Origin of the sequence: Pontibacter toksunensis, assembly GCF_042686245.1 — a bacterium.
Taxonomy (GTDB): Bacteria; Bacteroidota; Bacteroidia; order Cytophagales; family Hymenobacteraceae; genus Pontibacter; species Pontibacter toksunensis.
In genome coordinates this window covers 298,716-311,766 of the sequence record NZ_JBHUOX010000004.1, presented here as the reverse complement: position 1 = coordinate 311,766, position 13,051 = coordinate 298,716, and the positions used below count along the sequence as shown (strand labels likewise).

The 13,051-nt window shown below is 49.7% G+C and carries 11 protein-coding genes and 1 riboswitch; of the genes, 7 read left to right on the top strand and 4 right to left on the bottom strand.

Annotated features, from left to right (window positions below; all coding sequences use genetic code 11):
- The 3 genes from ACFS7Z_RS07750 to ACFS7Z_RS07740 form a co-directional block, all read left to right on the top strand.
- A partial coding sequence (locus ACFS7Z_RS07750; RefSeq protein WP_377483044.1) for an Ig-like domain-containing protein occupies positions 1-1,551 on the top strand: 1,551 nt, incomplete at its 5' end.
- Between the two features lie 122 nt (positions 1,552-1,673).
- Positions 1,674-2,189 carry an AAA family ATPase gene (locus tag ACFS7Z_RS07745; protein WP_377483042.1) on the top strand — a complete coding sequence of 172 codons (516 nt, stop codon included), beginning with the start codon at positions 1,674-1,676 and terminating at the stop codon, positions 2,187-2,189.
- Between the two features lie 19 nt (positions 2,190-2,208).
- The gene (locus ACFS7Z_RS07740; RefSeq protein ID WP_377483040.1) at positions 2,209-3,084 is read left to right on the top strand and encodes an aldose 1-epimerase family protein; all 876 of its coding nucleotides are present in this window, start codon (positions 2,209-2,211) and stop codon (positions 3,082-3,084) included.
- A 130-nt stretch (positions 3,085-3,214) separates the two neighbouring features.
- Here ACFS7Z_RS07740 and ACFS7Z_RS07735 read toward each other — a convergent pair whose 3' ends face one another.
- Positions 3,215-3,463, bottom strand: a complete 249-nt coding sequence (locus ACFS7Z_RS07735; protein ID WP_377483038.1) for a hypothetical protein — start codon at positions 3,461-3,463, stop codon at positions 3,215-3,217.
- 230 nt (positions 3,464-3,693) lie between these two features.
- A riboswitch (TPP riboswitch) is annotated at positions 3,694-3,790 on the top strand.
- 58 nt (positions 3,791-3,848) lie between these two features.
- Between ACFS7Z_RS07735 and ACFS7Z_RS07730 the strand changes: the two genes are divergently transcribed.
- The 4 genes from ACFS7Z_RS07730 to queG all read left to right on the top strand — a co-directional run bounded on the left by ACFS7Z_RS07730 (position 3,849) and on the right by queG (position 10,746).
- Complete coding sequence (locus tag ACFS7Z_RS07730; protein ID WP_377483035.1) at positions 3,849-6,323, top strand: TonB-dependent receptor; 2,475 nt, start codon at positions 3,849-3,851, stop codon at positions 6,321-6,323.
- A gap of 525 nt (positions 6,324-6,848) precedes the next feature.
- On the top strand, positions 6,849-8,027 hold the full coding sequence (locus tag ACFS7Z_RS07725; protein ID WP_377483033.1) for an acyl-CoA dehydrogenase family protein: 1,179 nt from the start codon (positions 6,849-6,851) through the stop codon (positions 8,025-8,027).
- 425 nt (positions 8,028-8,452) lie between these two features.
- Positions 8,453-9,499 (top strand): Holliday junction branch migration DNA helicase RuvB, encoded by a 1,047-nt coding sequence (gene ruvB / locus ACFS7Z_RS07720; RefSeq protein WP_377483031.1) that lies wholly within the window; start codon positions 8,453-8,455, stop codon positions 9,497-9,499.
- Positions 9,500-9,804: 305 nt separating this feature from the next.
- On the top strand, positions 9,805-10,746 hold the full coding sequence (gene queG / locus ACFS7Z_RS07715) for a tRNA epoxyqueuosine(34) reductase QueG (protein ID WP_377483029.1): 942 nt from the start codon (positions 9,805-9,807) through the stop codon (positions 10,744-10,746).
- A gap of 7 nt (positions 10,747-10,753) precedes the next feature.
- Here the strand turns inward: queG and ACFS7Z_RS07710 are convergent, their stop codons facing one another.
- The 3 genes from ACFS7Z_RS07710 to ACFS7Z_RS07700 all read right to left on the bottom strand — a co-directional run bounded on the left by ACFS7Z_RS07710 (position 10,754) and on the right by ACFS7Z_RS07700 (position 12,983).
- The gene (locus ACFS7Z_RS07710) at positions 10,754-10,948 is read right to left on the bottom strand and encodes a hypothetical protein (protein ID WP_377483027.1); all 195 of its coding nucleotides are present in this window, start codon (positions 10,946-10,948) and stop codon (positions 10,754-10,756) included.
- A gap of 486 nt (positions 10,949-11,434) precedes the next feature.
- Positions 11,435-12,235, bottom strand: a complete 801-nt coding sequence (locus ACFS7Z_RS07705; RefSeq protein ID WP_377483025.1) for a ferritin-like domain-containing protein — start codon at positions 12,233-12,235, stop codon at positions 11,435-11,437.
- A 19-nt stretch (positions 12,236-12,254) separates the two neighbouring features.
- Positions 12,255-12,983, bottom strand: coding sequence for a ferritin-like domain-containing protein (locus tag ACFS7Z_RS07700; RefSeq protein WP_377483022.1), 729 nt, complete (start codon positions 12,981-12,983; stop codon positions 12,255-12,257).
- Positions 12,984-13,051 lie beyond the last annotated feature (68 nt).

Genomic DNA, 13,051 nt, shown 5'->3' with positions numbered 1-13,051 from the left:
GGCGGCGCCACTTGGCAGGCTAGCCCAGTGTTCAGCGGCCTGGCCGGCGGCAGAGAGTACTGCGTGCTAGTGAAGAACAAGTACGGCTGTATCTCCGACAAGTGCTGCATCTATGTCAACCCAGTTCCAGCCAAGCCAGCCAAGCCAGCGCTCACAGCCAAGCATCCGACCTGCGAGACACCTTACGGAGTGGTTACAGTGACTGCGCCGCTGGGTGCGTACTACACCTACAGCATCGACGGCGGCGCCACTTGGCAGGCTAGCCCAGTGTTCAGCGGCCTGGCCGGCGGCAGAGAGTACTGCGTGCTAGTGAAGAACAAGTACGGCTGTATCTCCGACAAGTGCTGCATCTATGTCAACCCAGTTCCTCCGACACCAGGTAAACCATATGCGCAGAATGACGAACGCTGCGGTCCTGGCCAAGTGACGCTGAGAGCCTCAGGCTGCGAGGGTGGCAGACTGCTGTGGTACGCTACTGCGACAGGAGGCTCTCCTATATTCGAGGGTCCTATTTACACTCCGAACCTGACAGCAACTACCACCTTCTATGTTTCCTGCATAATCGGCAAGTGCGAGGGTGCTAGAACACCAGTGACTGGCACTATCTATCCTGTTCCAACAGTGGGAGTAGTAGCTTCGCCTTCACGCTGTGTCGGCACTACACCTACAGTAACAATAACAGCTAGTCCAACCGGAGGCTTAGCGCCGTATACATACGTCTGGACGGTGCCTGCAGGAGCTGCCAATCCTGGCAATGTGGCCAGTTTTGATGCTACAGTGGCTGGTAGGTATAGTGTTGTTGTGACTGATTACAGAGGTTGTATGGGTACTGGTTACGTTACACCAGTATTTATCCCTTGCCGACCGCTGGAAGGATGTACTCCAGGCTACTGGAAACAAGCACATCACTTCGGAAACTGGGGTTGCGGGTACGATCCTACAGGTGCTGATGCCACCTTGTTCTTCGATGTGTTTGATGTGAGCAATTTCCGAGGTCTGGATGAAGACTTAACACTGTTAGAGGCGCTGAACTTAGGTGGTGGAGGCTTTAATGCCCTTGCCCGTCATGCCGCTGCTGCACTGTTAAATGCCTGCGACCCGGCAGATGTGAATTATACCTACACCACAGCACAGGTTGAAGCTATGGTAGAGGGTGCCTTTGCATCTGGTAATCCAACTGCAGTGCATAGCGACCTGGAGAGAGCCAACGAAAGAGGCTGTCCACTTGGAAGAGCAGAGCTTGCGAGCACATCAGTTAGCTCACTGCAAGGCGTGGAGACACTGGAAGGTACTCAGTTGACCGCTTATCCAACTCCTTTCGCAGACAAAGCGACTATTGAGTTCAGGTTCGCGAAGGATGAGAACTACACCATCAACCTCTATGACATGAAGGGCAGCGTGGTGAAACAGCTGAAAGCCGGTACTGCCAGAGCAGGAGAGGTGAATCAGGTAGAGGTAGATGGCAGGGACCTTCCAGAAGGTCTATACATCGGCCGCATGATGAGCGACTCCGGCGTGAAGACAGTGAAACTCTTACTTAAAAAACAATAAGCAGTAAGGAGGCTGCTTTTTAATCAGCACGGGGTGTCGGGAAATATTTCCCGACACCCCGTGCTTTTTTTATAAATTAAAGTTTTCATGCATGCAAGCAATGTAATCCTGACCTTTGCCCTATGCTGAAAATCGCGATTACCGGACCTGAATCTACAGGCAAATCCACACTGGCGGAGCAACTGGCCCGGCACTATGATACGGTATGGGTGCCGGAGTATGCCCGTACTTACGTAGGCAACCTGGGCAGGCCCTACACCTTAGCCGATATCGAGGCCATTGCCCACGGGCAGCTGGCGCTGGAGCAGGAGATGCAGCAGCAGGCGAAGAAAGTCCTTTTCTCAGATACAGACCTGCTGGTGCTTAAGATATGGAGCGAACATGCTTTCGGCCACTGCCCCGCCTGGATACTGGAAAAACTAAAGCAGCAGAACTACAACCTTTGCCTGCTCATGGGCGTTGATTTGCCTTGGGAGCCGGATCCACAACGCGAACATCCGCACCTGCGGAGTTTCTTCTACGATTGGTATAAAAGGGAGCTGCAGGCGCTGGAAGTGCCTTTTGTGGAGATACTTGGCCAGCAGGAGGAGCGCCTTCAGCTTGCCTGCCGCCACGTGGATGCCCTGCTTACTAAATAATCTTCTGAAAGAACAGACTATGATACATATCTTAGAAAACGATAGCTATAAAGTGGGTGTAGAGAGCCTGGGGACCGAGCTACAGCACTTTGTGAAAAAGGACGAGAACCTGGAGTTGATTTGGGTTGCCGATCCGGCCATCTGGGGCAGCCATGCTCCAAACCTCTTTCCGATTATCGGGGAGCTGCCGAACCAGCAGTATACCTATAATGGCAAAACATACCACATGAAGCGCCATGGCTTTGCGCGCCGCAAGGAGTTTAAACTGGTGGATGACCATCACGGCAAACTAGTGTTTGAGCTGGAGCATGATGAGGAAACGCTGGAACAGTATCCTTTTAAGTTCCGGTTGCTTATCGCCTTTCAGTTAAAAGAGAACATGCTTTCCGTAACCTATCAGGTGACAAACCCTGATCATGAAAGAATGTTCTTTTCGGTAGGGGGGCATCCTGGTTTTAATGTGCCCCTGTACCAGAACGAGCGCTACGAGGACTACTACATCGAGTTTGAAAAAGAGGAAACGGCGAGGCGGTATTTATTGAATGATCTGGGCCTCCTTAACGGAGAGACAGAGCCTTTGCTGGAGCAGAGCAACAAGCTGCCTCTGGACCACAGCTACTTCGACAAAGATGCTATTGTACTGAAGCGCCTGAATTCGGAGAAGGTAACGCTGGCAAGTAACACGAATACGCGGCGCATAGAGATGACCTTCGAAGGGTTTCCATACTTAGGGATCTGGGCTAAGCCGGGACCGTCACCTTATGTTTGCATCGAGCCATGGTGTGGTATTGCCAGCCGGGTAGGAGACACCGGTGAGTTGCAGAGTAAGGAGGGAATAATAGAGCTCAGGCCAGGTCAGACCTTTGAGCGCACTTTTACCCTGACAGTGCTTTAGGCCCGGAAAGGAAGTATGGCGCGAGTCAGAAATTATAAAAGTAAACCGTACCAGAAGTACCTGTCAAATAAAAAGCAGCGGCCCCAATGGAAATGAAATTCCTTTGGGGCCGCTGCTTTTAGAGCTGTGCTTAGTGCAACGATGGCTCCGGGAACTTGGGAACCTTTATATTTCTTAAATCATACTTCGGCTCGAAATCGTTGATGGGCAACGAAATGCCGGGTGGAAGATCTATGTCTGGCAAATCATCGCCTAGCGGTTCGCCTCCGTCGTCGTCGTTGTCTGGGGATGGCGGGCGGTTAAACCTGTTGCGTGGCGCGAATGCATAGTAGGCGAGAATCGTCAGAAGGGCTACAGTATAAATAATGCTAATCATCATCGCGGTAATACATTAAAACTTTCAATGTTATGCCGCTTATATCTGCGGCAAAGGATTCAAATTCAGTACGTAAGGGGAAAGGTGCCTTAGTATGTTTTACAACGTACTTTTGCCCTTTGTGGTTATCTGTAGAAAGCAAATTTTGCGAAGGAGTGTAGCGGCGAGTATAAAAATCTTTTCGGCGCCCACGAAATTGAACTTTGCATATGAATTTAAAGCCCCTTACCTTTGGGGCAGTTTAGGGGTGCCTTAATAAAACGGGCTGAGATCATACCCATTGAACCTGATACGGGTAATACCGGCGAAGGGAAAACACGGTAACGAAATTTAACAGGATGCTAACCCCTGGCAGGCCTGTATGTTTCACCAATTCATTTCAATCAAAATGCGTAAATTTTTTATCGCAGTGGCAGCAACGCTGTTGCCTATGCAGTTGCTTGCCCAGTATCAGTTGAGCGGGCAGGTAACCAGTTCAGCTCAAGGCGAAGCCCTGCGTGGAGCCAACGTGGTGCTGGAGAAGACAGGCACCGGTGTGTCTGCAGGGGACAACGGCCATTTCTCATTTGAAAACCTGCCAGCCGGGAACTATAGCCTGAAGGTGAGTTACCTTGGCTATGAGCAGAAGCGGGTAACGGTGGCACTGCAGCAGGATACCCGGGTAGAGGTTGTGTTACAACCACAGGCTCTGCAAACAAGTGAAGTAGTAGTACAAGCCACCCGCGCCGATGAACGCACAGGTACCACCTTTACCAACGTAAGCCAGGAGGAGATTGAGGCGCGAAACTTCGGACAGGATTTGCCTTACCTGTTGGAGCAGGTGCCATCGGTGGTGGTGAACTCGGATGCCGGCGCAGGAGTAGGTTACACCGGCATCCGTATCCGCGGCTCCGATATTACCCGCATCAATGTTACGGTAAACGGCATCCCGATAAATGACCCGGAGAGCCATGGCGTGTTTTTCGTGAATATGCCTGACTTTGCCTCGTCTGTGGAAGACATACAGGTGCAACGTGGCGTAGGAACCTCTACCAACGGTGCCGGTGCCTTCGGAGCCAGCCTTAACATACAGACGCAGCAGGTGCGCCGCGAGGCTTATGCCGAGACAGACCATACCTACGGCTCCTTCGACACCTGGCGGAATAACGTGCGCTTTGGCACTGGCCTTATCAACGGCAGGTTTGCTTTTGACGGGCGATTGTCGCGCATCAAGTCTGATGGCTACATCGACCGCGCCTCTTCCGACCTGAAATCGTTCTACTTTTCGGGCGGTTACTACAGCGACAAAACCTCATTAAAGTTTATCACCTTCTCCGGCACCGAGCAAACTTACCAGGCATGGTACGGCACACCGGAGGCGCTGGTACATGGTGATGCGGCCGACCTGCAGGCCTACATCGACCGCAACTACATTGAAGGCGCTGACCGGGAGAATTTACTTAATTCTGGCCGCCGCTACAACTACTATACCTACGACAACGAAACTGACAATTACCAGCAGGATCATTACCAGTTGCATCTGTCTCATGATTTCATGCCGGGGCTCAGCTTTTCCGGAGCCCTACACTATACGTACGGGCGTGGTTATTATGAACAGTTCAAGGCAAACGACAGACTCTCCAACTATGGCTTGCCTGGCATAGAGTTAGGTGACACTACCATCTCCAGGTCCGATATCATTCGCCGCCGCTGGCTGGATAATGATTTCTATGGTGCTACGTACGCGCTGCAGTACAATCCAAACAGCCGTCTAACAGCTACACTGGGAGGTGCCTGGAACAGGTACGACGGCCGGCACTTTGGTGAGATTATCTGGGCACGCTATGCTTCCACCTCCAACATCCGGGACCACTACTATGACAACGATGGAAAGAAAACGGACTTCAACATTTTTGCTAAAGTAACCTATGGCCTGACGGAAAAGCTGAGCGTGTTTGGGGATTTGCAGCTGCGTACTGTCAGCTACTCCTTCTTGGGCTTCGACAATGATTTGACGAACATTACGCAGGAGGCTGACTATACTTTCTGGAACCCTAAGGCGGGCGTTACCTATAGCCTGCAGCCGGGGCACCAGCTTTATGCTTCATACGCCGTGAGTAACCGCGAGCCTGTGCGTGATGACTTTACAGAGTCGTCGCCAAGCAGCAGACCGAAGCATGAAACGCTGCAGAATGTGGAGGCTGGTTACCGTGGCGTGTTAGGACTGGGAGACTTGGCAGGGGAAGCACTCACAGCAAATGTGGAGCTGAACTACTTCTACATGAACTATAAAAACCAGTTGGTGCTGACAGGGCAGATAAACGATGTGGGTGCCTACACCCGTACCAACATCGACGACAGCTACCGCCAGGGAGTAGAACTAGCCGGAGCCATGAGACTAGGAGAAGTAGCTTCCTTTACCACCAACCTTGCTTACAGTCAGAACAAAATTAATGGCTTCAGCGAGTTTATAGACGATTATGACACCGGTGACCAGGCACGGAACAACTATGGTACTACAACCATTGCTTTCTCGCCTAAATGGGTAACGACAAATCAGCTGGAGGTGCAGGTACTAAAAGGGCTGCGTGCCGCTTTCATTTATAAGTCGGTGAGCAAGCAGTACCTGGATAATACCGAGAACGAGAGCCGCATTATCCCGGCTTACCAGGTAGGAGACCTTCGCCTGCGCTACAACATTGGTTTCAAGAACGTATTGAAGGACTTGGAACTGGGCTTGTTGGTTAATAATGTGTTCAATGAGCTTTATGCAGCCAACGGTTATACTTTCAGCTACATTGCAGGTGGCGCACCCATCACCGAAAACTTCTACTTTCCACAGGCTACCCGCAATTACCTTTTGTCTGTAGGGCTTAAGTTTTAAGATTGAACCAGGTGCTGCTTTTCCTGCTTGATCAGGGAGTGTGGCAATTAGAGGAGTTGATTTTTTAATGCTTTGTGAAAGCCCCGCCTGTTCGACGGGGCTTTTTTATTTTATCGCCTTAAAACACTGCGGTATAACCTTTGATGGACAAGCCAAGCTTTAGTCCCGTTGAAACTTAAATATGACTTTAGGGTAACGTTTTTTAACAAGAACGTCCGGAGCAGCACTGTTGCTCTTCTATACTTTATAGCCTGGAAGCAATTGAAGGTGATTTCCAATTTCCTGAAACTAACCTTTCTTGCCACTTAGACACGGATGTCCGCAGCAGGTTTAGTTCTGGACAATGATATCTAGAACAGCGTTTCCAGGTTCAGCTTAAAGACATGTAAAAGACATAAGCAACTGCCTGAAGAGGTATTATAGAACATCCTTGTGCCCCGCGTGTTTCGTACCTAGTTCTAGGGCAGATATGGGCGAAAATTCTATATTTGCATAGCACGCATTATCACTAGCTAAAATAAAACCATGGCATACGAATCCGCAGGAGCACCTGATTACTTCAACATCGACGACCTGCTTACTGAAGAACATATACTTATCCGGCAGACCATGCGCGATTTCGTGAAGCGCGAAATCTCCCCGAACATTGAACAGTGGGCGCAGGAGGCGCACTTTCCGTCTGAGATTGTAAAGAAGTTTGGAGACGTGGGTGCTTTTGGCCCGACCATTCCGACAGAGTATGGCGGAGGCGGCCTCGATTATATCAGCTACGGCATCATCATGCAGGAGATAGAGCGGGGCGATTCCGGTATGCGCTCTACGGCTTCCGTGCAGGGCTCGCTGGTGATGTATCCTATTTATAAGTATGGTTCGGAGGAGCAGCGGAAGCGTTTGCTGCCTAAGCTAGCTAGCGGCGAGTGGCTGGGTTGCTTCGGCCTTACAGAGCCGGATTTTGGTTCTAACCCCGGTGGTATGGTTACCAACATCAAAGACATGGGAGACCATTATCTGCTGAACGGAGCCAAGATGTGGATTTCGAATTCGCCGGAATGCCAGGTGGCTGTTGTATGGGCGAAGAACGAGGAAGGCCGCATCAAAGGCTTGATTGTGGAGCGTGGTATGGAAGGTTTTTCTACCCCTGAAATCCATAACAAATGGAGCCTGCGCGCCAGCACCACCGGCGAACTGGTATTTGATAACGTGAAAGTGCCGAAGGAGAACCTGCTGCCAAACGTTGATGGGCTGAAAGGTCCCCTTGGCTGCCTTGACTCTGCCCGCTACGGTATTTCGTGGGGTGCTATCGGTGCTGCCATCGACTGTTACGAGTCGGCACGCAAGTATAGTGTGGAGCGTGTTCAGTTTGATAAACCAATTGGCGGTTTCCAACTTACCCAGAAGAAACTGGCGGAGATGCTGACGGAAATAACAAAGGCACAGCTGCTCGCCTGGCGCCTGGGCACCCTGATGAACGAAGGCAAAGCTTCGACGCAGCAGATCTCTATGGCCAAGCGCAACAATGTGGACATGGCCCTGCACATCGCCCGCGAAGCGCGTCAGATCCACGGCGGCATGGGTATTACGGGTGAATACCCAATCATGCGCCACATGATGAACCTGGAGTCAGTGATAACCTACGAGGGCACGCATGACATTCATTTGCTGATCACGGGAGCAGATATTACGGGTATTCAAGCGTTTAAATAGTCGTTACTCGTTGCCCGATATTCGTTGTTCGGGTTAAAATATTGAAGTATAGCAAAGGCAGCTACATTTAGCTGCCTTTGCTGTTTCGTATATAGTGCGCTACTTTGAAGTGTCTTCCAAGCCTGTAATGTCTTGCCTGTTATGTGGAAACGCAATAATTTGCGTCTGTTGGCGGATATTTAGGACACAGACATTCGCTGGAACTGCGCACGCTGGAAAGAATAGACGCAGGAGAAACATTATTATAACATTGGCCGAGAAACGATATGCTAAGACTAATTTTGCTAATTACATTAGATTTATGGTGAACAACTATAATATTATTAGCAAAAATCAGTAAATTAGTAGGCTGAAATGGAGCAAAAGTAAAGCTGATTCTGTTACCTTCAAGAGAGCAGAAGCTGCAGGAAATTAGAGAATATACAATGAGAGAAGATTATCTCACAGGCGAGAAAGAACATTTATCGCCAGCTGAACGCGACATAGACAAGGCACTTCGCCCCCTGAGCTTTAGTGACTTTACTGGTCAGGCGAAGGTGGTGGAGAACCTGAAGATATTTGTGCTGGCGGCAAGGCGCAGAGGCGAGGCATTGGACCACGTGCTGCTGCATGGACCTCCGGGACTGGGTAAAACAACGCTGTCGCATATCATTGCGGCGGAGCTAAACTCTGGTATCAAGATGACCTCTGGGCCTGTATTGGACAAACCCAGTGACCTGGCAGGTTTGCTAACGAACCTGGAGCCGAACGATGTGCTGTTTATTGATGAGATTCACCGTCTGAACCCTATCGTGGAAGAGTACCTGTACTCGGCCATGGAGGATTATAAGATCGATATCATGCTGGATTCCGGCCCGAATGCGCGTTCTGTTCAAATCAGCCTCAATCCGTTTACCCTTATTGGTGCCACCACGCGCTCCGGTTTGCTGACAGCGCCACTGCGTGCCCGCTTTAGCATCAACAGCCGCCTGGAGTACTATGACTCTGAGCTGTTAACATCAATCGTGAAGCGTTCGTCGATGTTGCTGGGTGCGCCTATACATGACGATGCTGCCTTTGAAATTGCCCGTCGCAGCCGGGGCACACCGCGTATTGCCAACAACCTGCTGCGCCGTACCCGCGACTTTGCGCAGGTAAAAGGTGACGGAACCATCTCAGTAGACATTGCAAAGTTTGCGCTGCATGCGCTGGATGTAGACCACAACGGGCTTGATGATATGGACAAGCGCATCCTGCTTTGCATCATTGATAAGTATAAAGGTGGCCCTGTGGGTATCTCCACTATTGCAACGGCCTGTGGCGAAGAAGCAGAGACTATTGAAGAAGTATATGAGCCGTTCCTGATTCAGGAAGGCTATATTAAACGTACTGCCCGCGGCCGTGAGGCGACAGAGGCCGCTTACAGGCACTTAGGGAAAATACCTCCGCAGCAGATTACGGGCGGTGGCTTATTTGACCAGACTGAAAATTAATAGCTGTTTGTGATTACGTTTATTTAAGAAGTAGGCCCCGGGCCTGCTTTTTTATTGTCACTCAGTAAGCCAAAGCTCATGGTATGCACAAGCACTCGCGGGAGGTACACATGCCAAAACGTCATCCGCCAAGGGCCATTGGTGAAACCGAGACAACTTTTCGCCACTGCTGTGTGGTTTCACCAATGTTTTTTTATAGCACCTGCATACAAGGCTGTCGCAGCTTCTGCGAGTGTCTGCAGATTATGGATTTATTTTCCCGTAGTTTTGTTGAGGAACAGAAGCAGCGATTAGAGTAATATATTTTGAATAAACAGAAATACACACATCTGATAAAGCAGAAGGCGAAGGAGCTGGGGTTTATGTACTGTGGCGTGTCTAAGGCAGAGTTTCTGGAGGAGGAGGCGCCCCGGCTGGAGCGTTGGCTGAACCAGAACATGCACGGGCAGATGCACTACATGGAGAACCACTTTGACAAGCGCCTGGACCCGCGCCTGTTGGTAGAGGGGGCGAAGTCAGTGGTGTCGCTGCTGCTGAACTACTTCCCTGAAGAAACACAGCCGGAGGAGGATACCTATAAGATATCGAAGTACGCGTACGGCACCGATTACCACTTTGTCATCAAAGACAAACTGAAAGAGCTGCTGCATTATATTAATGAGGAGATAGGGGAGGTAGGCGGCCGCTGCTTCGTAGATTCAGCCCCGGTGCTGGACAAGGCATGGGCGAAGAAAAGCGGCCTTGGCTGGGTAGGCAAAAACAGCAATCTCATCACGCCACAGGTGGGCAGCTTCTACTTTATCGCAGAGTTGATTGTTGACCTGGAACTGGAGCCGGATGGGCCCATTAAAGATTACTGCGGCTCCTGCACCCGCTGCCTGGATGCCTGCCCGACAGGTGCCATTACAGAGCCTTATGTAGTGGATGGAAGCAAATGCATCTCCTACTTTACAATTGAACTGAAAGATCAACTGCCGCAGGAGATGCACGGGAAATATGGAAACTGGGTTTTTGGTTGTGACATCTGCCAGGATGTGTGCCCCTGGAACCGCTTCAGCAAACCTCATAAAGAGCCTGCCTTTGCGCCGCATCCACACCTAAAGGAAATGAAAGTGAATGATTGGCAGGAGCTGACGCAGGAGGTATTTGCAGTCTTATTCAAGAAGTCGGCTGTAAAGCGAACCGGCTACAGCGGCTTGCTGCGTAACATCCACTTTGTGGAGCAACAACCAGAAATTAAGAAATAAGACTTGGCTATGCTGCCGATGCTCTGGTGAAAACTTTGTTTAGAATAATGAGATACATTCCTGAAAACTGATCGTAACACCACTGTTTGAGTTGCTGCAGCTCTTCTGTTGCCAGAACTTTAAAAGCCTTTCTTAACTCCTTTTCAAACAACATCTTATCAAAACTTACTTTCAATAAAATGGTCTTAATGTACTCAAGCATTGTTTTCTAAAATTCTTTAAGTTAATGTGTCTGTTATGGATGCACTCCTTATACGACGCAAAATTACAAAAGTAAGTGGTCACTTACAAGTTTGTGTAAAATATTTTATTCTGAATATTATAGCAGGAACAGCTAAGGCAGAAGTTTAAACATCAATTTGCTCAAAGAGAATAAGTTAGCTTGTTGCCAGCGGTAAAGGTTCAAAAAAATTTTTTGTAAAAAGTGTTTACCTGAAACGGACATGGTGGCCGGGCAGGAAGCAGGAGGCAGGAGATTTTGCGAAGTATAGCTTTTTTACTTGAGCAGGTATACCGTTCTGCGCCTTCAGATCAGTAAAGCAGCCTATGAAAAAGAAGTTCTTTCATAGGCTGCTTTACTGATCTGTTTCAAATCACAGGAGCATCAGGCAAAGGAGTTGCAGAAAGTGGAAAAAAAAGAGAGCCACAGAACTGAGACTCTCTTTTTTACACCATGAATAACAAAGAATTAAACAATAAAAAGGCTGGCAATGTCTATAACCGCGCTCATTGTCAACGGTTCGTCGAAGGCCTCTGTTACCAAGGGGGCTGCAATGCCTGACACAGCAGGCACATCAATATTAGCCTGCATTGTCTGTCCTTCGCCGGCATATACGGCCTGAGTAGGTGCAGGCATTCCGGCACCGCGCTCATCACCCGTAATCCAGCCTTTCAGCCCACGAATTCTGCGTACGATGGCAGCATGGCGTGCCTCTACGGCATGTATCTGCAGGGCAGCAGTCAGCACATCGCTGTTGCTTACCAGGTTTGCTGCCTGCCCTTTGTAAGCTCGCACGCCGGTGTCTTCAAAAGCCTGTGCCAGCGCCAGGAAGGTGGCAGGGTTTGAGTTCCAGTCAGGGAAAGCACCACCGGCTGAGAAGTCAAAAGTTGGCTTGGCTGCCGGAGTGACATTCATACTTTGTAGCGCAGTCTTCAGAAAAGCCACGTGTGCCATTTCGTGATCGCGTACATCTTCAAAAAATGCTCTGTTTTCGGTTGCAATGGCACCACTTGCCATCAAACCCTGCTGGTAAAACTCAGACTCAAGGTACTCCAGCGTCAGGGCATAGTTCAATACATCGGCAATGCTGCTGCTCGACTGGCCATAGGCTTTCTTGAACATAGTACCCATGGCAATAGGAACTGCTGCCAGCGCTACTTTCTTACCAAAAGAACCGAAGCTGCTGAATGCCTGTCGGCGGGAAGAAAGTCGGTCATACACCTCGCTGTCCACTTTCTCTATATCCTTGATTATTTTAAATATGTTCATGTCTTTTTCCTCCTGTTGCTTATTGTGGTAAGTTGCTAAAGTCGATTTCTGTTTTGATGAAGGCTGAAGCGGCACCGAGTACTTCGGTTGGGGACATGGCTCTGTCAAGTCCGTTTGCGTCAATCAGGACTTCGCCGTAGGCTCTGCTATTGTTGCTGATCATGTCGTGAATGGCAGCAGCATGCCTTGCTTCAACCGACACTATTTTGCCTGCAAGCAGAAGGTAGTCTAAACCCGCACCGGTATCTGTAAGTAATTTACCGGCACCGTTGTAAGCGGCTACGCCTAAGTCTTCGAAGGTTTTGGCAGTCTGCAGAACACTGTTTTTGTCTTTGAAGTTAATCGTGCTGAAATCTACCTCCAGGGCAGGAATGGCATTCTGGCCTAAAGCAGTTTTAAACAGTTCGCGGTGCGCTATTTCATGTGCCTTCAGGTCCTGCATCACCATCATTTCATCAGAAGAAAGAACTGATGCAGATTCTGCCACAACGGCTGTGTAGAAAGCTGCCTCCAGTTGTTCCAATGCGTAAGCATAATTCAGGATGCCAACATCACCTGACCCTAAGTCAACGGCTCCGTCCATAGGCGGGGTGATATCGTCCTCGTTCTCGCAGGAGGTTGTCAGTAAAAGTGTAGTGGCGGCAGCCGTGGCGCCAGCATATCGGAAGAATGTGCGTCGCTGCATGGGGTTGCCCAAGGACTTTAGCAGCCCTCCCTCGTTTTGCTGAGGATTCGTGTTTTTTGACATAATTTTATTGGTTAAGATGGTTAATCAATCAGATACATCAGCCTGAAATTTAAACCCAAAGGCTGCCG

Excerpts from the sequence above, each read along its gene's own strand:
- ACFS7Z_RS07745 (WP_377483042.1), top strand. The coding sequence starts at position 1,674 with ATGCTGAAAATCGCGATTACCGGACCTGAATCTACAGGCAAATCCACA.
- ACFS7Z_RS07740 (WP_377483040.1), top strand. The coding sequence starts at position 2,209 with ATGATACATATCTTAGAAAACGATAGCTATAAAGTGGGTGTAGAGAGC.
- ACFS7Z_RS07735 (WP_377483038.1), bottom strand. The coding sequence starts at position 3,463 with ATGATGATTAGCATTATTTATACTGTAGCCCTTCTGACGATTCTCGCC.
- ACFS7Z_RS07730 (WP_377483035.1), top strand. The coding sequence starts at position 3,849 with ATGCGTAAATTTTTTATCGCAGTGGCAGCAACGCTGTTGCCTATGCAG.
- ACFS7Z_RS07725 (WP_377483033.1), top strand. The coding sequence starts at position 6,849 with ATGGCATACGAATCCGCAGGAGCACCTGATTACTTCAACATCGACGAC.
- ruvB (WP_377483031.1), top strand. The coding sequence starts at position 8,453 with ATGAGAGAAGATTATCTCACAGGCGAGAAAGAACATTTATCGCCAGCT.
- ACFS7Z_RS07710 (WP_377483027.1), bottom strand. The coding sequence starts at position 10,948 with ATGCTTGAGTACATTAAGACCATTTTATTGAAAGTAAGTTTTGATAAG.
- ACFS7Z_RS07705 (WP_377483025.1), bottom strand. The coding sequence starts at position 12,235 with ATGAACATATTTAAAATAATCAAGGATATAGAGAAAGTGGACAGCGAG.
- ACFS7Z_RS07700 (WP_377483022.1), bottom strand. The coding sequence starts at position 12,983 with ATGTCAAAAAACACGAATCCTCAGCAAAACGAGGGAGGGCTGCTAAAG.